This is a genomic window from Sphingobium sp. FG58 (assembly GCF_057809055.1).
On sequence record NZ_JBMDJF010000030.1, the window covers coordinates 1 to 21,033 of the forward strand.

At 61.5% G+C, this 21,033-nt stretch carries 20 protein-coding genes, 1 tRNA gene, 1 rRNA gene and 2 pseudogenes; 11 read left to right on the forward strand and 13 right to left on the reverse strand.

The genetic code is table 11. The annotated features are described in order from the left end of the window. Positions 1 to 29 precede the first annotated feature (29 nt). The 3 genes and pseudogenes from rrf to ACODR8_RS18895 form a co-directional block, all read left to right on the forward strand. Positions 30 to 144: ribosomal RNA gene (gene rrf, locus ACODR8_RS18885) — 5S ribosomal RNA — on the forward strand. A 90-nt stretch (positions 145 to 234) separates the two neighbouring features. Next, positions 235 to 311: transfer RNA gene (locus tag ACODR8_RS18890), tRNA-Met, on the forward strand. A gap of 185 nt (positions 312 to 496) precedes the next feature. Then, positions 497 to 631, forward strand: a pseudogene (locus ACODR8_RS18895) (Arm DNA-binding domain-containing protein); the annotation flags it as partial. A 529-nt stretch (positions 632 to 1,160) separates the two neighbouring features. Here the strand turns inward: ACODR8_RS18895 and ACODR8_RS18900 are convergent. The 4 genes from ACODR8_RS18900 to ACODR8_RS18915 are packed head-to-tail and all read right to left on the reverse strand — an operon-like array spanning position 1,161 to position 3,991. Then, the gene (locus ACODR8_RS18900; RefSeq protein WP_489008686.1) at positions 1,161 to 1,631 is read right to left on the reverse strand and encodes a MarR family winged helix-turn-helix transcriptional regulator; all 471 of its coding nucleotides are present in this window, start codon (positions 1,629 to 1,631) and stop codon (positions 1,161 to 1,163) included. A gap of 13 nt (positions 1,632 to 1,644) precedes the next feature. Next, positions 1,645 to 2,835, reverse strand: a complete 1,191-nt coding sequence (locus ACODR8_RS18905) for an MFS transporter (protein ID WP_489008687.1) — start codon at positions 2,833 to 2,835, stop codon at positions 1,645 to 1,647. 43 nt (positions 2,836 to 2,878) lie between these two features. Continuing rightward, positions 2,879 to 3,337, reverse strand: coding sequence for a nuclear transport factor 2 family protein (locus tag ACODR8_RS18910; RefSeq protein WP_489008688.1), 459 nt, complete (start codon positions 3,335 to 3,337; stop codon positions 2,879 to 2,881). A 15-nt stretch (positions 3,338 to 3,352) separates the two neighbouring features. Beyond that, the gene (locus tag ACODR8_RS18915; RefSeq protein WP_489008689.1) at positions 3,353 to 3,991 is read right to left on the reverse strand and encodes an NAD(P)-dependent oxidoreductase; all 639 of its coding nucleotides are present in this window, start codon (positions 3,989 to 3,991) and stop codon (positions 3,353 to 3,355) included. A 131-nt stretch (positions 3,992 to 4,122) separates the two neighbouring features. Here ACODR8_RS18915 and ACODR8_RS18920 point away from each other — a divergent pair, with 131 nt between their 5' ends. Beyond that, the gene (locus tag ACODR8_RS18920) at positions 4,123 to 4,578 is read left to right on the forward strand and encodes a nuclear transport factor 2 family protein (protein WP_489008690.1); all 456 of its coding nucleotides are present in this window, start codon (positions 4,123 to 4,125) and stop codon (positions 4,576 to 4,578) included. 37 nt (positions 4,579 to 4,615) lie between these two features. Here the strand turns inward: ACODR8_RS18920 and ACODR8_RS18925 are convergent, their stop codons facing one another. The 5 genes and pseudogenes from ACODR8_RS18925 to ACODR8_RS18945 form a co-directional block, all read right to left on the reverse strand. After that, on the reverse strand, positions 4,616 to 5,437 hold the full coding sequence (locus tag ACODR8_RS18925) for an SDR family oxidoreductase (RefSeq protein ID WP_489008691.1): 822 nt from the start codon (positions 5,435 to 5,437) through the stop codon (positions 4,616 to 4,618). A 367-nt stretch (positions 5,438 to 5,804) separates the two neighbouring features. Further along, positions 5,805 to 6,074, reverse strand: coding sequence for a hypothetical protein (locus tag ACODR8_RS18930; protein WP_489008703.1), 270 nt, complete (start codon positions 6,072 to 6,074; stop codon positions 5,805 to 5,807). After that, complete coding sequence (locus ACODR8_RS18935; protein ID WP_489008692.1) at positions 6,074 to 7,303, reverse strand: tyrosine-type recombinase/integrase; 1,230 nt, start codon at positions 7,301 to 7,303, stop codon at positions 6,074 to 6,076. The genes ACODR8_RS18930 and ACODR8_RS18935 overlap by 1 nt, the downstream gene beginning before the upstream one ends. Positions 7,304 to 7,452: 149 nt before the next feature. Next, a pseudogene (locus ACODR8_RS18940) lies at positions 7,453 to 7,620 on the reverse strand (transposase zinc-binding domain-containing protein); the annotation flags it as partial. A 52-nt stretch (positions 7,621 to 7,672) separates the two neighbouring features. Beyond that, positions 7,673 to 8,578, reverse strand: coding sequence for a LysR family transcriptional regulator (locus tag ACODR8_RS18945; protein ID WP_489008693.1), 906 nt, complete (start codon positions 8,576 to 8,578; stop codon positions 7,673 to 7,675). 117 nt (positions 8,579 to 8,695) lie between these two features. Between ACODR8_RS18945 and ACODR8_RS18950 the strand changes: the two genes are divergently transcribed. The 5 genes from ACODR8_RS18950 to ACODR8_RS18970 all read left to right on the forward strand — a co-directional run bounded on the left by ACODR8_RS18950 (position 8,696) and on the right by ACODR8_RS18970 (position 16,581). Further along, positions 8,696 to 10,144, forward strand: coding sequence for an aldehyde dehydrogenase family protein (locus ACODR8_RS18950; protein WP_489008694.1), 1,449 nt, complete (start codon positions 8,696 to 8,698; stop codon positions 10,142 to 10,144). Between the two features lie 845 nt (positions 10,145 to 10,989). Beyond that, complete coding sequence (locus tag ACODR8_RS18955) at positions 10,990 to 12,444, forward strand: efflux transporter outer membrane subunit (protein ID WP_489008695.1); 1,455 nt, start codon at positions 10,990 to 10,992, stop codon at positions 12,442 to 12,444. Further along, positions 12,437 to 13,579 (forward strand): EmrA/EmrK family multidrug efflux transporter periplasmic adaptor subunit, encoded by a 1,143-nt coding sequence (locus ACODR8_RS18960; protein ID WP_489008696.1) that lies wholly within the window; start codon positions 12,437 to 12,439, stop codon positions 13,577 to 13,579. The genes ACODR8_RS18955 and ACODR8_RS18960 overlap by 8 nt, the downstream gene beginning before the upstream one ends. Position 13,580: 1 nt before the next feature. Further along, entirely contained in the window at positions 13,581 to 15,110 is a 1,530-nt protein-coding gene (locus tag ACODR8_RS18965) for a DHA2 family efflux MFS transporter permease subunit (RefSeq protein ID WP_489008697.1), read from the forward strand. A 525-nt stretch (positions 15,111 to 15,635) separates the two neighbouring features. After that, positions 15,636 to 16,581 (forward strand): IS630 family transposase gene (locus ACODR8_RS18970; RefSeq protein ID WP_489008698.1). Its coding sequence is split into 2 segments (ribosomal slippage): positions 15,636 to 15,974 and positions 15,976 to 16,581, totalling 945 coding nucleotides; the frame shifts between segments, so codons are not numbered across the junction. A 325-nt stretch (positions 16,582 to 16,906) separates the two neighbouring features. Here the strand turns inward: ACODR8_RS18970 and ACODR8_RS18975 are convergent. From ACODR8_RS18975 to ACODR8_RS18985, 3 genes are all read right to left on the reverse strand, one after another. Continuing rightward, positions 16,907 to 17,137, reverse strand: a complete 231-nt coding sequence (locus tag ACODR8_RS18975; RefSeq protein ID WP_223177734.1) for a BrnA antitoxin family protein — start codon at positions 17,135 to 17,137, stop codon at positions 16,907 to 16,909. Next, positions 17,124 to 17,399: a BrnT family toxin gene (locus ACODR8_RS18980; RefSeq protein WP_188062840.1), complete on the reverse strand. Its 276-nt coding sequence runs from the start codon at positions 17,397 to 17,399 to the stop codon at positions 17,124 to 17,126. The genes ACODR8_RS18975 and ACODR8_RS18980 overlap by 14 nt, the downstream gene beginning before the upstream one ends. Positions 17,400 to 17,473: 74 nt before the next feature. Next, entirely contained in the window at positions 17,474 to 18,061 is a 588-nt protein-coding gene (locus tag ACODR8_RS18985; RefSeq protein ID WP_489008699.1) for a recombinase family protein, read from the reverse strand. Positions 18,062 to 18,297: 236 nt separating this feature from the next. On the opposite strand from ACODR8_RS18985, the gene ACODR8_RS18990 reads away from it, so the two are divergent. Then, positions 18,298 to 18,813 (forward strand): RNA polymerase sigma factor, encoded by a 516-nt coding sequence (locus tag ACODR8_RS18990; protein ID WP_489008700.1) that lies wholly within the window; start codon positions 18,298 to 18,300, stop codon positions 18,811 to 18,813. A 91-nt stretch (positions 18,814 to 18,904) separates the two neighbouring features. Then, positions 18,905 to 20,332 carry a TonB family protein gene (locus ACODR8_RS18995; RefSeq protein ID WP_489008701.1) on the forward strand — a complete coding sequence of 476 codons (1,428 nt, stop codon included), beginning with the start codon at positions 18,905 to 18,907 and terminating at the stop codon, positions 20,330 to 20,332. 94 nt (positions 20,333 to 20,426) lie between these two features. On the opposite strand, the gene ACODR8_RS19000 is transcribed toward ACODR8_RS18995, so the two are convergent. Beyond that, positions 20,427 to 20,711 carry a hypothetical protein gene (locus tag ACODR8_RS19000; protein ID WP_489008702.1) on the reverse strand — a complete coding sequence of 95 codons (285 nt, stop codon included), beginning with the start codon at positions 20,709 to 20,711 and terminating at the stop codon, positions 20,427 to 20,429. Positions 20,712 to 21,033: the final 322 nt, after the last annotated feature.

Sequence of the window (21,033 nt, forward strand, 5' to 3'; positions counted from 1 at the left end):
AAAACCCCTTATATGCGCCTGCTTCATTGCTTGGTGACCATAGCGTCTGTGACCCACCCGATCCCATCCCGAACTCGGCCGTGAAACCTGACTGCGCCGATGGTACTATTGCTCAAGCACTGGAAGAGTAGGGCGTCGCCAGGCATTGAAGCACGCGCATATATCGGACAAACAAAAACCCATTCACAGTTCATAAAAGGGCGACCCAAAAGGTCGCCCTTTTATCGTTGCCGTCGCGGGATGGAGCAGCCCGGTAGCTCGTCAGGCTCATAACCTGAAGGTCGTAGGTTCAAATCCTACTCCCGCAACCATACACATAAGTATCAAACCGTTTCGGATCATCCCGGAGCGGTTTTTTCATGCCTTTTTTAGCCGATTTGCGCCGTTTCCTAAGATCGCAACGCGGCTCAGCGGATCGCGGCAAATCCCAGGACGTCGATTTGCATTTGGGGGTATTTTCTGGGGTAATCGCCTGTGTCCAGCAGGAGATGCCCCCATGCCGCTCAAGGAACTCGAGGTCCGCTACGCAACGAAGCGTTCCAAGGATTACAAGTTGGCAGATGGCCAAGGCCTTTATCTGCTTGTCCGTCCCAACGGCTCGCGCCTTTGGCGCATGAAATATCGGTTCGACGGCAAGGAGAAGCTGCTTTCGTTCGGACGCTATCCTGATCCGCGCCGCCTCCGTTCGGCTTGCTCCCTCATAAATCACCGCGAGCGCAAGCAACCGCCGGGCCTGCCCCCCATCTTTCGATCTACGAGCCGCTGCCCTGGTCGCGGCGGCGTCAAAATCGGGACGAAGAGGGATCGGCATGGCAAAACTCCAACTGTTCGCCATGTTGAATCAATCCGCGCACCTCTTGGCAACCCCCTCCAGAGTCACGCTCTCAGAGATTTGGTATGAGCATAGTCCTTGGGAGAGCCTTCCTCGTAATCTTCAGGGAGTTGATCAGAACTGACCCATGCCGGTAGTTCCATAATGAATTTTCGTTTCGAATTACGAACATGCAACTTTTTGATTTTACGTCGTGCGCGATGTGGTTGGAGCACAGCTATTGCGTCGTGCGGCACCACGATCACCGTTCTTTGCAGAAAATCTGCCAAAGCCGCTTCAATGTCCCGCAACGGCGACCAGATGATGGTTGGCGAACTCGTGCAATCAATCAACTCTCGATTGAATCTTGCGCCCACCTGAGCGAAAGCCTTTCGAGCATTTCGCGAAGCACCAGACGTTCGCCGGCGCTAAGGGTGGACCATGCTTGCTCCTCCGTCTTCCGGATTATCGGCAGCATGTGCTCGTACAACGCTTGTCCCTTGGAGGTCAGAAAAAGCCTGCTTTGGCGCCTATCGGTGCTATCTGCTTCGACGGTAGTCAGCCCGGCATTTTCGAGTTGTCTAAGGGTGCGACTGGCAACTGATTTGTCGACCATCACAGCCCTGACGATGCCAGCTGCACTTGATCCAGGTGCCATCGCCAACACGGTCAGGACCCGCCATTCAGTCAGCGTCAAATCGGCTAATGCTCTTACTCGCCGCGCGGCCAGGATAGTGAGCCGGTTGGCTGCTGACAGGAAGCCGAAGCTCAGCGAAAAGTCGGTAGGTAGGTCTGGCTCAGGTTGTGGCTTGGTGGTCATGCTCCTGGGTCCATCATCTTTCTTCGGTATTGCGATTCCTGTCCGACGTAACGAACAGCATTGCGGCGACCGATACCATCCATCCCGTCGCCATCGTCAAGACGAAAGGTCCCCATGCGCCGCCTGCGAGCATCGAGCGCCACAGCGGCGGATTGACAAAGGTGGCAAGGGCACCGGCCTGATTGACGAGCGCCGCGGCGGCACCATGGCGGGCTGGCCCCGCCGCCAGTGGTAATACCGCCATTACGATCGCGAGCGCCGCGCCCGAACATAGGATCCAGCTGCCCGCCACTACATAACGCGGCGCAAGCCCCAGTTCAGGCTGAAACGAGAATACGCCTGTTGCAAAACTGAACAGCGCGACGATTAGGAATAAGCGTAACGGCGACATGCCAACCTTGCTTATCAGCGCGCCCGCGCCAAACGATCCCGGCAGCATCAGTAACGTCAGCAACGAGAATGCCCCGGCCGCCGCCGCTGGCGAAACGTGATGCACACGCACGAACCAGTCGGGAAATGTGATATTCGCGCCAAAGCCCACACTGATGACCATGAACGCGGCTAGGCCCAGGGCAACCAAGGGCGGACTGACGCAGGCCAAGCCGAGGTCTGCAATTTGTCGCCCCAGCGTCGGCAGCTTCGGTGCGTCCAACTGGCGCGGCAGGAGACAGGCGAGCAGGCCGACACCGATCATCAACGCGCCGAACAGTGCGAAGGGCAGCCGCCAGTCAGGCGATCCCGCACCGATGCTGCCCAGGCCCAGTCCAACTGCCGTGCCAATCGGCGCATAGGTCGCCCACAGAGTCAGCGCCTGCGTGCGCCTCGGACCATCGACCGTCGCCATCAACAGCGTCGGCGCGGCTGTATAGATGTGAACCAGCGCGACGCCTTCGATCAGACGCGCCGCCTGCAACATCCACAAGCGATCCGCGACGAGATCAATCATGTTGGCGAACGCCCCGATCGCAGCAGCCACGATCAGCACGGTTCGCGCGCCAAACCGCCCGACCACTAGGCTGCTCGGAATGGCCAGCAACACCGCCGGCACGGCGATCAGCGCGATCAACCAGCCGAACTGGCGATCGTCGATTCCGAAGCGCGACATGATGTCCGTGGCGAGCGGAATGATCCGGGCCACGGCTGCCGATGCACAGACCCCGAACAGATAGATGACGAAGATAGACGACCAACCGCCCGACTTCATGCGCTTCTCTCCTCCGCTTTAGTCCGGCCAAGCCACAGCCCCGTCATGACGGGGCGAAGCACAGCGCCCCGCGCCGTTCCTGGAACCGCCAGCCGCGCGGGGTCAGTATGAGATCGTCCGTCGAAGTGCCGATTACCACGTCCGCATCGCGGCGCGGCAGTCCGCCATCGGCTGCGGGCTCACCCGTATAGAGCAGAATGTTGGCGGTCACGTTTGCGCGATCAGGTGCGACGACGTCGACCATGATGTTCGAGACGAAATGGCGGAGCAGCTTGCCCGACCCGCCGACAAAGGCAGCGCGGATCGCAGTGATTCCATCCAGGCGCATAGCAGTGCGAGGCCCAATCATAACGGCCTCTTCGACGAACAGGTCGAGTGCACTATCGACTTGACCGCTGTCGATCAGTCTCGCGTAAGTCAGCAGGAGTCTTATGCAATCTCGTTCAATCAACAAACGCTGTATTGGATATATCGTGCTATCCGAAGTCGGGACGGGGGGCATCACTGGGGTAGGCGCTCAGTAGCCGACAGTGAAACGCTGCCGAATATGGACAGGCCTTTCCAGCTCGTCCACCATGGCCACGGCGTAATCCTCATAGGAGATCGCGCTAGATCCATCGCGCCTGACGATCAGTTCGTCCAGTCCGGTTCGAAATACGCCCGTCCGGCCGCCCGGCTCGGTGCCGTAGGATTCGTCGTTGGAGAACATCATCGCGGGCGACAGGAAGGTCCAGTCGAGATCGACCGCCTGTTTCAGTTCTGCGAAGAAGGCGATGCCGGCACGTGGCTCCTCCAAGAATTCGTTCGGGATCTGGCCGCTGTCGATGACCTTGGTCTGCGTCCCCGGCAGGTACAGGCTAGCCGCGCCGCCGACCATCAGATAGCGTTTCACACCCGACCCCCGGACCGCGCCGAGCAGGCCGGTGGGATTCATCTTGAGAAACCGGATGGCCACCATCACGGCGTCGTGACCGCGCAACAGGCTGACAAGTTCGTCCGGCTTGTCGATGTCGCCGGCGCGGGGTGTGACGCGCGGATGGGGCGGCACCCTGTCCGGATTGCGGACGATCGCCGAGACCGCATGCCCGCGGTTCAGCAATTCGTGCAACAGGCGTTTGCCGACAGGGCCTGTCGCGCCGAGCAGTGCAACTTTCATTACGGCATCTCCGTCTGGGCAGGATATCTAACCCTGCGTCCGATGATGTAGTTGTCAATGCAACTATATATTGGTAAGGTCAACTATCATTTACCGCATTGTCCGACAGAACATTACGAAGGAGACCAGGCTTGTCCCGCGACATCATCACGACTATCGATCCGGCAGACCGACTGGCAGTGCAGGATTGCCTGGGCCATTATCTCGCAGCGTTGGATCGCGGCGATCTGGACGGCGTCATGGCGATGCTGGCCACACCTGATTGCCAGTTCATTGATACGCGCGGAAACATTCATAGCGGCCATGTGGAAATTCGCGCGATGCTGGCCGGCCTTATCGGTGACCCGGATTTCCGTGGCCGTCAGCACATTGTGACGCCCTTGTTCGCTAAAAGGGATGGGCGCGCCATCATCGTTGAGTCCTATTGGATGGTGGTCAAGTGGACGTTTGCTGACAATAGAAAAGAGATTTTCTCGATCGGCCAGTCGCGCGATACGTTGGTGCATGGTGAGGGCGGCTGGAGAATCAGCGAGCGCAGCCTGTCGTGGCGCACCGAGCAGCATGGGCCATGGGTCGGCCTGGGATAGGCAGCGATCGACCGGCGGCAGGCACCATGCCACAAAGTCACCGGTCTGCCGAGCCTAGAGACGCGATGATCGCATCATGTCGCCGCCGATAGTCGGCCATCAGTTCGGGGTGGGTGATAGCCCAGAATCGCCCTTCGCGATAAGCCTCTATGGCGATTGCGGCGGCTTCGTCCGCCGGCATGCGCGGATATGCGAGGCGCGCCATAACGTCGCCTGATGGCGGCGGGGCGACCGGCGGGGGCGCCTTGCCGAGACGCGCTGCATGACGGACCTCGCTGTCGCCAATATCCGTAACGACCGGGCCAGGGCAGAAGGCGATGCACCCGACCTTGCTACCGTTTGCGACGAGTTCAGCCTGCAACGCCTCCGTAGCGCCGAGCGCCGCGAATTTTGAGGCGGCATAGGCGCTGGCACCGACTTGGCCGGAAAATCCCATCATCGATATTGTGTTCAAGATGTGCCCGCCATCTGCGTTTGACTGAAGGACGGGCAGGAACTCGTCGATGCCATGGATCATGCCCCAAAAATTTACATCCATGATCCAGCGCCGATCCTGATCGGTAAGATCGAGGAACGGTGCATATTTGCCAACGCCAGCATTGTTGCACAGCAGGTGGACTGTGCCGAAGGTTTCTACTGCATGCTGGCACAACGCACGCACGGAATCCCGGTTGCCAACATCGACGATGCTGGTAGGCAGGCCCAACTCGTCGCCGGCCGCATTCAGCCGAGCGGCATCAATATCGGCGATCATCACGGTCATTCCTGCGTCGCGTAACCCCTTTGCCAGCGCCTTGCCGATGCCCAATGCACCGCCCGTGACAACGGCGAAGCCTTGTTGTGCTGCGATATATTCCATTCGCCATACTCCTGCTACTGACGCCAACCAGCCTAACCAACAGAAGTTGCTTATGCAACTATATCGTCATTGCTAAAGACCTAATTTGAGGCAACGCTTTCTATCACATGCCATTCGTGCGAATGCTTGCGCGGGATCACGCAATCCCCGATCCGCGCTGGATGGCCTGAACGTCCGCGACAGAGAGTTGAGAGTGAACTCATATTCTTGGTCGGCGCGTGCACTGGTAGAAGGCTTTGCGCCCCGCTCTATTTGTGAGATACGCCTCTGCCGAATGTCCGGCATCATAGGGGTTATCGAATAATATGCGCAGTTGGTTGTGATCAGTTCATGACGTAAGGCCATCATTTTAGGATCGTGTCCCACATTATGGCGTAGGTTCGTCGGCGCAGTCTTGGCGATCGCCGGCTAAGCCGGAGTGATCATACTGCATGGCAGGCAACGGGATGATGGCAGTACCGCTTAATCCCGAAACGTTCTCAAGTGTCATGTAGCGGGAGCGCTGGACCGCATATTCATCAGCCTGAACCAAGTCTTGCCGTTCGCCGATCGCAGTGTGAACTACCGTCCATGTCGTATTCTGCGCGTCGCCTAACCAACGTGCATGAAGCGTATGGTCGTCCGCCGATTTCAACATCAGAGTGCCTCCGGCCACGGCTGCGCCACCTGCTTCAGAAGATTGACATCAGCTTTGGCGTAGTGGGCCGTCGTGTCGATGCCACGATGCCGCAGCACCAGACCGATCTTGTCGAGAGGCACGCCATGGCGCAGCATCTCGGTCGCCGCGGTGTGCCGCAGGGCGTGTGCACCTTTGACGGGCGTCACGACGCCAGCCCGCTTCATAATGCGCCTGACCACCGAAGAGACGCCGTCGCCGTTCCGGGATGGGCCGCTGGGTGCTATCGTGCTCAGGAACACGCGATCACTTCGACAGCACGACGGTCGGCATTCGAGATAGGCAGCGATCGCATCCCCAATGTCCTGGGGGAGCGGCAAGCGAACATCATAGCGCGACTTGCCCGTGATCCGCAGCGAACCCGCCTGCCACTCGATATCGATGAGCCGGAGCTGTGCCACGTCGCCGGCCCGCAGGCCGAGGCGAGCCAACAGCAGTACGATGGCGCGAACCCGTCGGCGCGCGCCGGCGTCACCATCGCAGGCAGCAATCAACCGGCCGACCTGTTCGCCCGACAGATATCGCGGCATCTTGGCAAGCTGCCAATGGGCGTAGGCCGGAACGGCATGGTCGAGACCGGCCCGGCAGTGCTCTTGAACGGCGAGGTAGCGCAAGAATGCCCGCAGGCTCGTAGTCATCTTCTCGATGGTGCCGCGCCCGCATGTGCTCGTGCGCTTCCTGAAGTAGCCGCGGATATCGGTGGCGCTCCAACACATCGGGTCCGTTCCAAGTGCCGCCATAATGCTGGCTGCATCGCGCGCGTAGAGCCTGATGGTCGCTTCGGATGCCCCGCGATGTTTGCTGAGCCATGCTTTAAAGCCGGCGACGAACTGCGGTGCAGCAGGACGCATCGCCGCGAACGCGGGCTTGCACACGCCTATTTTCTCGAGGTGCCGACGAAAGAGCCTCGCACCGTAGATGGTGTGATGGTTGCGGCGCCCTCCCTTGGCGCGCGGGCATCGGCACGTCCTCAAATGCTGTTCGAACGCTGCTAAATCGATGTCGCTCACGCTGCCATCGCGCTCTGTCATGACGTGGCCGACGTGACCTGCCGCACGTAGATAGCGCACCGCCGTATCGGGTCCATAGCCCTGCCGTTCAAGCGCCCCGGCAAAGCCATCTGGAAATGGTCCGCACGGCCCGCAGCGCAGATGCTCCAGCGTCTTCGACGTAGAAAAGTAGATCTCCAACGTGTTTGTCCCCGCTCATAATCGGCCATCAGTGGCCGAGCAGACCGGGCACCACCGGCGCCATCTTATGAAGACTGAGAAATCGACGATTCACAGGAAAAAGCTGGCGCAGCAGTCGCCAGCTCCCCATTTCTGGATTTGCCCATGAGACAGCTGTTATAGGCGATCCGCCAATGCCCACAGTCCTCGCAGGCCTCGACGTGACCGCCAAGGGCTGCGGTGCGACAGTTCTCGATCGCCGTCATCACCTTGAGCTGGGTGAGGCTCAGATGTCCGGCATGGGCGGCCCGATAGGTCGGTCCGGCGGCACGGAAGATATCGGCGACCTCGAGTGAGGTGCGTGCGCAATAGTTCGGCGAGAGGCCTCACCTAAGGCGCCTTCGGCCCGTTCAGAGGCCGAAGCACATCGATGATCCAGTCGATGAACACCCGAAGGCGGGACGCGAGGTGCCGGTTCTGCGGGTAGAGGATGAACACCGGCAGAGGCGGCGGAGGCGGAGTGGTGATGACCGGAACGAAAGCACCGGCTGCGACCTCATGGTCGACCCAACTGTGTGGAATCTGGATAAGACCCAAACCGGCGAGACCAGCGGCCGTATAAGTCTCGGCCCCCCGGGCCTTGATCTGAAAGGGCAAGAGGATCTCACGGGACTGCGCGCCCTCTCCGAATTTCAGCGGATAGGGTTTGCCGGTCGCTGACGCAATGTAACCGACCATGAGATGGCCCTCGAGATCATCAGGCGTTCGCGGCTCGCCGTGGCGCGCGATATAGGCGGGGGTCGCCAGGGTCACCTGGTTCAAGCTTGCGACCTTTCGTCCGACAAGGCCGGAATCGGGAAGGTCGCCCACGCGAAGGACGCAATCCACGCCCTCGGGGATGAGGTCCACAATTCTGTCTCCCTCGCTGAGATTCAGGGCGATGTCCGGGTATCGCGCAACAAAGTCGGGGAGAGCCGGCATGATGAACCGGTGAGCGAGGGTGCTTTGGAGATCGATACGCAGCGGCCCTCGTGGTTCGGTCGCGCGAAAGATGGTTTCGGTCTCGTCCAAATCCGCCAGCAGCCGAACGCATCGCTCCTGGTAGAGGACACCGTCAAGCGTGGCCCGGACGCTGCGGGTAGTCCGATCCAGCAACCGCACCCCCAGATCGCGTTCAAGATGCTGGATCGCGGTCGTCGCTGTCGCCCGGGGCAGGCCGAGATCCACCGCCGCTCCAGTAAAGCTGCCCCGCTCTACGATGCGGACGAAGAGACGCATGACTGCAATACGATCCATGCCTGATGATAGCCGATTGTTTGTTCCTACGGAATAGTGATGTCAAAACTCTCCGACTAGTCGGGAAACACAAAAAGGATACCGTCTCATATCCTGTTTTATCTCATCGGAGGCTTCATGTCCGAGCACGTATACACCCAGACAATCAACGGCGTTGCTGCGCCGATCACCGGCACGTTCGACGTGATCAATCCAGCTACCGGCGCAGTCTTCGCGCAGGCGCCGGAGTGCACGCCTGAGCAGGTCGAGGAGGTCATGAACGCCGCGCACGATGCCTTTAAGACCTGGCGCAACGCCAAGGATGAGCGTCGTACCGCGCTGCATGCCGCTGCCGACATCATCGAAGCGAATACCGAGCGGCTGGTCGAAATTCTCGTGAAGGAGCAGGGCAAGCCCAAGGCTGACGCCGGAATAGAGATCTTCGCCGCGACGATGGTATTCCGCTACTACGCCGATCTCGAGATCGCCCCCGACGTCATACAGGACGACGAGGTTGCCTACTCCGCGGTCATCCGCCAGCCCATCGGTCCGGCCGTTGCCATCACGGCCTGGAACATCCCGATCATCCTGGCCAGTTGCAAGATCGCACCGCTGCTGGCTGCCGGCAACACGGTGATCCTCAAGCCGTCGCCCTACACCCCGCTGACGACCCTTCTTCTGGGCGAGCTTTTGCGCGGCGTATTTCCTCCCGGCGTGCTGAACGTGGTTAGCGGTGGCATGAGCTTCGGCCCCGAGCTGACCCAGCACCCGCTCACCCGCAAGATCACGATGACGGGCTCGACCGCCACCGGAAAGAAAGTGGCCGCAGCCGCAGCGGCGGGCGTCAAGCGCGTCACGCTTGAGCTGGGCGGCAACGACGCGGCGATCGTGCTCGCGGATGCCGATCCGAAGGTCATCGCGCAGCGCATCTTCTGGGGCAGTTTCCGCAACTCCGGTCAGCTCTGCATCGCTGCCAAGCGGATTTACGTCCACGAAAGCATCGTCGCAGAGGTTACCGAGGAACTCGCCGCGATCGCCAGGACCGTCACGCTCGGTGACGGCATGGACGACGATACCCAACTCGGCCCCTTGCAGAACCTGGCGCAGTTCGAGAAGGTCAGCGAGATCGTCGAAGATGCGCTGGCCAAGGGCGCTAAGGCCGTCACCGGCGGTTACAAGCTGGATCGCGAGGGTTACTTCTACGCTCCGACGATCCTGGCCGATGCGCGTCACGGTATGCGGGTCGTCGACGAGGAGCAGTTCGGACCGGTCATGCCGATCATCTCGTTCTCCGATGTCGAGGAGGTGCTGAAACTGGCTAACGACACGGAATTCGGTCTCGGTGGTTCGGTCTGGACGAGCGACTCCGCCCGTGGAGCAGTACTCGCCCGGCGCCTGGAGGCCGGAATGGTGTGGGTCAACACCCACAGCGACAATGTGTTCCCGACCCAACCGTTTGGCGGCGTCAAGCAGAGTGGCATCGGCCTAGAAATGGGCCCTTGGGGCTACATCGCTTCGACCGATGCTCAGACGATCTATGAATCCCGCCAGACCGACACGATGTCGAAGCAGATTCACGTCGCCTAAGGCTTGCCAGTTCGCCCGATCATCTCGTGGCCGGCACGGTTCACTGATAGGTGAACCATGCCGGCCACGGCTATTTGTCAAGGAGAACGGCAGCAGTGCTCAGGCGTGGACGGCACGCTCGTGGTCGCCGTGTCCTTAACGATGGACGATGATGGACACGACCGCGGTGGTCGATCAGATCGGCATTGCCGGTGCCCACCGGGACCTCGCTTCGGCGGGACGACCGCGAAGGCGGTGCGCGCCCTCGAAGCGGCGGTGTTATGGCGCAATGGCACCTAAGGGCCTGGGCATCGCGTGCCTGCCAGACTGCCCAAAGCGCTTTCGACGGCATCGCGACCAATCTGATCCGGTGATGCAAAGCCGCTCTGCGCCGCCTGCCGTTTGCACGATGGCGATCTGTGTTGCATTACAGTGGTGCTTCGCGTCCCCCGTAAAGATCGTGAGGGGGGGGGGCGGAACATCATGTCAGATCCGTGTTGCAATCGGCTGAATTCCCTCCGCAGACACATCCTGTTGCGCGGTTGGTTGACAGGACCGCTCCCAAAGAATAACAGCCCCCTAGCCGAAAAGAGCTTGCGGGTTGGTATTCCCGCATTCGCATAGCGAACTCGATATCCACGGCGTCACTGATGTCCACCTGAGGGTGGCGTAGTGGCGCTCGTGCCCATCAGCACCACAGCGTCGCGCGCCACAAATGGAGCGCCTGTTGTGCCGATGTTCTTGTGCCTGCCTTTTGACCATATCCTAATTCAGCGGACGTTCGCTGCTCTACCGGCACCTTTCCGGCCGGGTGCCATACAGGCCATCGATTGCCGCGATGGTAACGATCAGGCGCGGTTTCCGCGATGAGGAACGCGATTACCGCGTTACTTGCGGCATCGGGTCTGGTATCCTGCGCGGTGCCGGACCTCGGTCCTCGCCCCGCTCCGCTGACGTCCGCCCAGGTTCGGACACAAACGCTGGCCGGTGGCACAGGTGCGTGGCCACGCGACGATTGGTGGGAAGGCTATGCCGACCCGCAACTGTCCCGCCTGATCGCGGAAGGTCTCAAGCGCGCGCCTGACCTGGCGGCGGCGAACGCCCGCTTCCGGGCTGCATCGGCGGTAGCACGCGAGGCGCGTGCCGGGCTCCTCCCGACGGTAGACACCCAGGCGACCATCGATCTGACCAAACAGTCCTACAATGGGGGCATCCCGCGGGAATTCATTCCGAAGGGCTGGAACGAGACGGGAATCGTCAACCTGCAACTAGCGTGGGACCTCGATCCCTGGGGTCGCAACAGGGCGCAGGCCCGCGCCGCCATGTCCGAAGCCGACGCGGCGGCGCTCGAGCTGACACAGGCGCGCCTCGTTCTCAGCACGGGGATCGCAGACGCCTATGCCGAGTTGGTCCGGCTCATCGCCGAACGCGACGTCTCGCTGGACACGATTGCGCTACGATCGAACACCAGGCGTCTGGTGGCCGAACGCGTCGCCAATGGCCTCGACACGCAAGCGGAGTTGAAGCAGGCGGTCGGCGCAATTCCCGCTGCCGAGGCGGATCTTGCCGCAACCGACGAAGCGATCGGACTGGTCAAGAACCAGCTCGCAGCGCTCGTCGGTCAGGGACCGGACCTTGCCGGATCGATCTCACCGCCAACCCGTCTGTCCGGCATGCACGGCATACCCGCCGACGTCAGGACCGATCTCCTTGCAAGGCGACCCGACATCCGTGCAGCCCTCGCCCGGGTCGAAGCCGCTGCCGCGCGCATCAAGGTTGCCCGGACGGCGTTCTATCCCTCGCTCGACATCACGGGCCTGATCGGTCTTCAAGCGCTGGGTCTGGACCGGGTGTTCAAGACCGGGTCGACCTATGGCAACGCTTCGCCTGCGATCGGCCTGCCCATCTTCCAGGGGGGGGCGCTGCGGGCACGCTACAGGGGCGCACGGGCCGAGTATGACGAGGCGGTGGCACAATATGATGCGACAGTGATCCAAGCCTTCCGCGAGGTCGCCGATGTCGCGGTCAGCCGCCAGGCGCTTGTCGATCGCCTCGGCAAGTCCGAAGCTGCATTGTTGGCATCGCGTGAGGCGTTCGACATCGCGCAGTTGCGATACAAAGGCGGGCTCTCGACCTACCTCGACGTCCTGACCGCGCAGAATGCGGTGCTGATCAACCAGCGCACCTCTGCTGTTCTGTCGACGCGCGCCTTCGCGCTCGACGTCTCGCTCGTCCGCGCCGTCGGTGGAGGATATTCCAGTCCTCTCCCCGCCGGGCCGGCGGCACCTTCCCTTCTTATCAAGGACAAAACCCGTGGCTGATGCCGTATCGACGCCCGCGACGCAGGAACCGCACGCCGGTACAGGCCAATCTGCACGCAAGCGAGCCTTCACCGGGATCGGCGCGGCCGTCCTGCTCGGCGCAGCCGGCTACGGCGGTTGGTATTTCCTCTTCTCAGGTTCGCGCGTCTCGACAGACAACGCCTATGTCGGCGCGGACACGGCGATGGTTACGCCGATGGTCGGCGGACAGGTGGCGGCGGTGCTCGTGGGCGACACACAGTCCGTGCGTCAGGGGCAGGTTCTGGTACGTATCGACGACCGGGATGCCCGTATCGCGCTAGCCTCCGCCGAGGCCGAGCTGGCACGCGCCCAGCGGCAATTCAACGAGACGAGGGCGACCGGCAGTGGACTGCTCGCTCAGGTCGACGCGCGCGATGCAGAGATCGTGCGGGCACGGGCGCAACTTGCCTCTGCCGATGCGGATGCAACGCGCGCGAAGGTCGATTATGACCGACGCCGCGCCCTCAGTGCAAGCGGCGCGGTGTCTGGCGACGAGCTGACTTCGGCGACCAACCGCCTTGCTGGCGCGCAGGCCGCGGTCGCGCTCGCGCGGGCCGGCCTGACCCAAGCCACTTCGACCAAAGCCGCTGCCCAGGGCACCTATTCCGCCAATCAGGCGCTGACCCGAGGCATTTCGGAAGGTGAATCGCCAGAGGTCCTTGCCGCTCGTGCCCGTGTCGATCAGGCACGCCTCAATCTCGATCGGACGATCGTTCGTGCCCCGCTGGATGGGGTCGTTACGCGACGCTCCGTTCAGGTCGGCCAGCGACTGGCGCCAGGGGCCACGGCGATGATGATCGTCCCGACGGCGCAGATGTACGTCGACGCCAACTTCAAGGAAGCGCAGCTCACCCGCGTGAAGCCCGGACAAAAAGCGGTGCTTACGTCCGATCTTTATGGTGGCGACGTCAAATATCATGGTCGGATCGTCGGCTTCGCGGGCGGCACGGGCGCGTCGTTCGCGTTGATCCCGGCTCAGAATGCGACCGGGAACTGGATCAAGGTAGTCCAGCGCCTGCCGGTTCGCATAGCGCTCGATCCCCGGGAACTGGCACAGCATCCGCTGCGCGTTGGCCTCTCGATGGAGGCCGAGGTCGAACTCGGAAACGATTGACGTGACCGGGACCGCGCAGGGCGATGGCCGCCTGACGGGTGGGAAGCTGGTGCTTGCCGCCATCGTTCTCGGAATTGCCAACTTCATGGTCGTGCTGGACACGACCATCGCGAATGTCTCGGTTTCCCATATCTCGGGCAGCCTGGGCATTGCACCGTCTCAAGGCATCTGGATCATCACGTCCTATGCGGTTGCAGAAGCGATCTGCGTTCCCCTGACGGGGTGGCTAGCGCAGCGCTTCGGCGCAGTGCGGACATTCATGTGGGGTATGATCGGCTTTACCGCATTTTCGATCCTGTGCGGTTCATCGACGAGTCTAGCCATGCTGATCGCGGCCAGGATCGGACAAGGAATCTGTGGCGGGCCGCTGATGCCGCTCAGCCAGACGTTGCTGATGCGTATTTTCGGTCGTGGAAAGAGCGGCATCGCCATGGGGATCTGGTCGGCAACCACCGTTATCGGACCGATCATGGGCCCCATTCTGGGCGGCATCATTTCAGACAACGCCGTGTGGAACTGGATCTTTTTCATCAACGTGCCGGTTGGCCTGTTCGTCGCCTTCGGTGCAACACGCTTCCTGCGCGGGATAGACCTGCCGACCAGTAAGGTCCGTCTCGACGTCGTCGGCCTGATTATGCTCATCATATGGGTGGGGTCGCTGCAGCTCATCCTCGATCTCGGTCGCGAACACGACTGGTTCGAATATGATCTCATCGTCGGTCTGGCGATCGTGGCGGTCGTGGCATTCGCCATGTTCGTGGCCTGGGAGCTGACCGAAAGCCAGCCGGTGGTTGACCTGCGCATCTTCCGATATCGTGGGTTCACCGCGGCGGTTATGGCACAGTCGATCGGTTTTGCCGCCTTCTTCGCCGCTATCATTATCATACCGCAATGGCTCCAGCAGAGCCTTGGCTACACGGCGACATGGGCGGGCTATGCGATGGCCTTCGTCGGTGTAGGCACCTTCATCATGTCGCCGGTCGTGGCGAAGATGACACAGCGCAGGGATGCACGAATGCTGGCTTCGGTCGGTCTGCTGGGACTCGGATTTGTCGCATTGATGCGAGTGGGGTGGACGTCGGGTGCTGACTTCTGGACCTTGGCTACACCTCAGATCGTCCAGGGTTTTTTCACCGCGTTCTTTTTCATTCCGCTCGCGACGCTGGCGCTGGGATCGGTCAAGCCCCAGGAGGTCGCTTCGGCTGCAGGACTGATGACCTTCTTGCGAACCGTGGGCGGGGCCTTCGGCGGATCCATCGGCGCGACGATATGGGACGACCAGGCCGTCGTCGCGCGGAGCGAGATCGTAGGGAAGTTGAACAGTTTGGCGATCGAGGAGCAGATGCGGCAAACGGGTATGTCGATGGATCAGATTCGCGGTTCCATTGTCCGGATTGTCGATCAGGAGGCGCTGGCCTTGTCGACGAACCATGTGTTCCTTTTGTCCGCCATCGTCTTCGCCACGGCGGCCGCGATCGTCTGGCTCGCGCCGCGACCAGCCGCAGCACCGTCGGCCGGTGCTGCGCACTGATGGCAAATTCGTTGGTCCGACATCGCGAAAGGAACTGCGCCATTAAGTCACTCAAAAGCAAAATGAGCATGATCCCGGACAGCGGGCTATAAAGACGGTCCCTTTTCTGGCTCAGCGCGGAAATACACAACAGTCGCATCTATGCTTCCGATCGGGGGAAGCCCGTGACGACCAATAAGGTGAACGCGTTAACGCTGGTACCAGGCGTCCACCCCGTCCGCGCTGATCGGCCTCCTGCGCCGGCGGTGCCGGCATGTGGCGGTAGAGCGTCGCGACCGAGACACTGATCGCTGGCGCAATTTCCCGGATCGTCATGTTGGAAGCCAGGAGTTTGCGCGCAGCCTAGAGCCGCTTCGGCGTCCTCACCGCTTTTCGACCGCCTACACGCCAGTTCTCCTGACCGGCAGCATACGTCATATCGAGAGCGGCAGCTATTAGAGCGGTTTGCGATCTGACGGAATCGCGAGGGATTCCCTAATCGCTAAATTTCTGATTCAAGGTGCGGGCTGTTGGAGGTCGGCATGGATGACCAGAGCTTATTCGCAGGATTTGCGGGATCGGGTGATCGCAGCGGTTGAGGTTGAAGGGTTGTCGCGGCGGGAGGCTGCGCGGCGCTATCGGATCAGCGCTGCGGCGGCAGTACGGTGGCTTCAGGCGTTACGGGAGGGGCGACGCGGGGCGCTTGCCCAAGGCGGCGACCGCCGCTCGCGACTGACGGGTCATCGAGCCTGGCTGGTGGCACTGATCGAGGCGGAGCCGGACCTGACGCTGCTCGCGGTCGCTGAGCGACTGCTGGCTGTGCATGGCGTGAAGGCGGACGCGGGGATGCTGAGCCGGTTCTTCACTGGCAACGGCATCAGCTTCAAAAAAAAGCGTTTACGCCTCAGAGCAACTGCGGCCTGACGTCGCGGTCCGGCGCGAGATATGGCGCGCCATGCAACCGACCCTAAGCACCAGCCGACTAATCTTCCTCGACGAGACAGGCGTCACTACCAACATGGTCCGCCGCTACGGGCGAGGTTTGCGGGGCAAACGCGTTCGTGGCTATGCGCCAGCGGGACACTGGAAGATCACGACCTTCCTTGCAGGGCTTTCCAGCGAAGGGATCGTTGCCCCCTTTGTTGTCGATGAGCCAATGAACCGGGCGATCTTCACCCAATATGTCCGCCAGTATCTCGTCCCGGAACTCAACGCTGGCGACATCGTCATCCTCGACAATCTCTCCAGCCACAAAGGGCAGGAAGCTGCTGCTCTGGTCGAGGCTTGCGGCGCAACCTTGCTCTTCCTGCCGCCCTACAGCCCTGATCTCAATCCGATCGAGATGGTATTCGCCAAACTCAAACACCTCTTGCGAAAAGCAGGTGAGCGATCACGAGATGGCCTCTGGAGCCGCGTCGGCTCACTCATCAATGACTTCCCGCCTCAGCAATGCAAAAAATACTTCCGCCATGCAGGTTATGATACCGTATGATCACAAACTGCTCTAGACGACAGTCTCGGGCTTTTCCTGCCGCTCCAGCATTCCCAATTGCTAAGCATCAACGGGACGGGCAGCACCGCTGCTCGATCGGACGTAGGCGACAACGCCAATCTTCCCGAAACCTGTTCCCAATTAAGTTTCCTCAAAATGGTCCGCGATCGATGGAAAAATGGGCGATGCCGGAAAACGGCAATTACATGATTCCGTCAGGCTAACTATCTATATTATCTCGGATTTTCCCTACTCTTGACAGTCGCGAGCGTCTCCCGCCTCGGGATGGCGGCGAATCTCGGTCTGAGTGCTGGCCGCGAAGTTGCTAGATTTGCCCTGACGCCACGAGCTTCTCCAAGAGAGCATTGACGCGCGTTTGCCAGCCTGGGCCGCTCCCACGCAAATGCTCGACCGTCTTCGCATCCAGGCGGATTTTCACCTCCACCTTGGGGGCGTCGAGCTTCGGGCGTCCCCGCCGGGACGGCTTCATTCCGGCCATGAAAGCCGCATCCATCGGCGGGTTGTCGTCGTGAATCTTCGGATCAAATTTGGCCATAATAAAACCTCGCTTCATGCTTCTCTGCCGGACGCAGGCTGATGGCGCGAACCGCATCGTCGTGAGAGCCGTCGGTGAAAGCCAGCACATGCAAGCGATCACCGATCAACCCTATGGCAACGAAACGGACCTCTCCATAATCGAAGCGGTCATCCTCGCGTTCAAAGGCCGTGTCCCAATCGAACCCTTCCGCAGCCTGCAAGGACATGCCATGTTTGGCTATATTCCTCTCGTCCTTGGCCGGGTCGAACTCGATTTCCATATCAATTTCGTACACCCATTAAATGGGTCGCGCAACAATTGTTGTGCACACAAAAAAATCGACATGGGGCGACATTATACCTCCGCCTTTGGCGCCGCCCATCCTGCTCGGGCCAAGGTGTCCGCAAGTGTCGATCGCGGCACATTGAATGTGCGGCTGATCGACGATTTGCTCGCGCCGCTCGCGAGGGCGGCTAATATCTGCTCAAGCTTCTCCACATCGATCTTGGGCGGACGGCCGCCGCGATGGCCTCGCCGTCTGGCGGCGGCGAGACCCGCCATGATGCGCTCACGTGTCAGCGCCCGCTCATATTGAGCGAGCGCGCCGAAAAGCGAGAAGAGAAGTTCGCCGTGCGGGGTTCCCGTGTCCATTTGCTCGGTAAGCGAACGGAAGGAGACGCCGCGCTCTCGCAGATCAGTCAGTATCGAGAGCAAATGCGGCAATGAGCGGCCGAGTCGGTCCAGCTTCCAAACAACGAGGGTGTCGCCAGTCTTCAGATATTCCAGGCAGGCTCTCAGGTTCACGCGATCCTCGCGAGCGCCAGATGCCTTATCGGAAAAGAGATGCCGGCTATCGACGCCGGCAGCGATCAGCGCATCGCGCTGAAGATCAACCGATTGGCGATCGTCGGTGGAAGATACGCGCATGTAGCCAATGAGCATGTCGGAAAACCCCTAATAGCATGTTGTCGGACAGCCCTACTTTCCGACAGTGTTTTTCGGACGCTATGGGGTTTGGGTACGCTCGGTTTTCCTGGCTCCGCCTGCTGGCGGCTTGGATTGGTGGTCGGGGGTATCATGGCCCGACGGTTATTATGTGTTTCCCGACAGACGGAAAGGACTTTACCTAACTCGCCTTCTTGCGAGCCATTCGCAGATAGGGCTATGAGGGTGACGCAATGCCGACCAACGCGATCGCCTTGTCACGCCTCCTGATTGCCGAGCGCCCGTCGCTTGTGCGCTGGGTGACGCGCATCGTCGGCAGCGAGCCGGCTGCCGAGGATGTAGCGCAAAACCTCTATATCAGGGTTCAGACGGTTGGGGATCACCCGCCGATCGCCAACAAGCGTTCGTTCCTGTTTCGTCTGGCCTCGAATCTCGCGGTCGACCACCTACGTTCGACCCGCCGACATGACGCGCTGTTCGCCGGCGATGTCGATACCTCGCAGGTCGCTTGCGGAGAACCGGGCGCGGAAGTCCGCTTGCTCGACCAGGAGAAGGTCCGCCGGATCGCGGCGATCGTCGAGACCATGCCGCTGCGTTGCCGCCAGGTGTTTGTGCTCATCAAGCTCGACGAGCTGAGCGTGGCCGAAACGGCGACCCGCCTCGGGATTAGTCAGGACATGGTGCGCAAGCATATCCGGCATGCTCTGCAAATCTGTCACCAAGCCCTCGCGGGCGATCAACCTGCGTGAGATATTTTATTCGGAGCACCTCTCGTTTCTCCCACGCCGAGCGTCATAGCAATGAAGGCCTTGGCGGCCTGACGCTTGGGGAGAAACGCTGATGGCTGATCCGGCTGACGATCCCTTGCCGAAACCCATTACCGACGAAGCGGCGCGCTGGATCGCGGCCGCCGAAGGCGATGCGCTGTCAGCCGAAGAGGGAATCGCGCGCGATACATGGCTCGCGGCCGACGCGCGCCATGCCCGCGCATTCACTGAGATGCAGAACATTTGGGCGCATATGGGCGGCGTTCCCGAAATCCCTTCGCTTCGCGCCAGTCTGCCGCCGCCGGGACGGCGGTCCCGGCGATCGACGCCGCGCGCTATTGGACCGCGTCGGCATCGCTGGATCGGTCCGGCGCTGGCGGCAAGCCTGGCGCTGGTGTTCATAGGCATTGCCGAGGACTTGCCGACCCGGCTGCGCGCCGACGAGATGACCGCAACCGGTGAGCGTCGCGTGGTGAAGCTGCCGGATGGATCGACCGTCCACCTCGACACACGCAGCGCCATCGCCTTCGATTTTGGCCGCGATCGGCGCGTGGTGCGACTGCTGAGCGGCGAGGCCGCCTTTACCGTCGCGCCTGATCGGCGGCGCCCTTTCACCGTCGAAGCGAGCGGCGGATCAGCGACGGCGCTGGGCACCCGCTTTCTCGTCCGCAAGGATGACGGTGGCGCCAGCGTGACGGTCACGGAGCATAGCGTCCGCGTCGCCTACCCAGCCCCGCAGGGGCCAGCAGCGGTCGTCGCCGAAGGTCAGAGCCTTGCCTATGGCACGGGTGGTATCCGCCAAGCTGCGCCGGCGAACACTGCCGATGCGATGGCGTGGACCGAAGGCGTGTTGGTGTTCAAGGACAAGCCGCTCGCGCAGGTCGTCGCCCAAATCGGGCGCTACCATCGCGGCTATGTCCGCGTGCTGGGCGAGGCGCAGGCGCTAAGGATCAGCGGCGTGTCGCTGCTCCCGCTCGCCTCGCTTCCCGAGACACCGCCAAAACCCAAGGAAGCGCCCAAGCCCACCGAGAAGCAGGAAAAGACGCCGACCCCGCCCAAGGTCGATCCGGTCACACGGCCAATCGCGCCGATCGCCACCACCACGCCGGCACCGCAGCCCCAGCCTGTCGCAACACCGGCGCCGACGCCGCCGCAAGCCGAGACGGCCGCGCCCAAGACAGCGCCGGCCCCGCCAGCGCCACAGGTATCGAGCAACGCGCCCGACACCTGGGAAGGCCGCGTGCTGGCCCGCTTGGAGAAGTTTCGACGATATCCCGGGACGGCGCGCAGCGCGCGGCAGCAGGGCGTCGCCTATATCCGCTTCCGCATCAACCGCGACGGGCATGTCCTGTCGTCGTCGCTCGCCCGCAGTTCGGGTTTTCCCGTCCTCGATCAGGCCGCGCTCGAAACGCTGCGCCGGGCCGATCCGCTGCCTAAGATTCCACCCGATCGGCCCGACGAAATGGAGCTGTCGGTACCGGTTGAGTTCTTTCTGCGGTAGCTTTGAGCACCAGTTGTCCGACAATCAGGTGATTCCGAAACCAGAGGCTTGCGTACGTTTACGACCAGATTCTGCGATGCCCCCCAGTACGGCCTTATCGTAAATTGGTGACGAAGTACGGGCGGGCGACCTCGTCTGCCTGGGCACGATATGTCGTGATCTGCCCGCGATCGGCCTGAGCCAGCGCGGCCTTTAAGTCTGCCGCGTCCAGGTCCTGGCAGTAAGCCGGGCTGCCTGGCTGCTGGCGCCAGGACTCTGAAAGAGAGCCCCCATCAATGGCGTCGAAGCCGATCGCATCGATGAGGCCGAGCACTACGCCCTTAGCCTTCGCATCGTCCCCGGCGACGGAGAGACAGATCCGGCCCTGTGTACCCGCCACACCCCCCCCTTGTAGCCAGACTTGAAGCTACGATGTTATTGAACGCCTTCACCACGGGGCGTCCAATCGTGCGCGCCACCCACTCACTTTCGGGCAGGCCATCCTTTATCTCCTGGATTCGGCCATCCCGCGAAGGGTAGTAGTTCCCGGCGTCCACGACGATCGCGTGAGACGCAGCCAGAATGCCCCGGGGCAACTCCGGCACCCCCTTCTCATACCAACGCGCATTGATCAGAACCCATGTGCCCATTGGCGTAGTCCGAGGGACATGATGCGCCATATGTGGACGGCCCCCTCCCTGCAAGATTTGGCAGATAATATT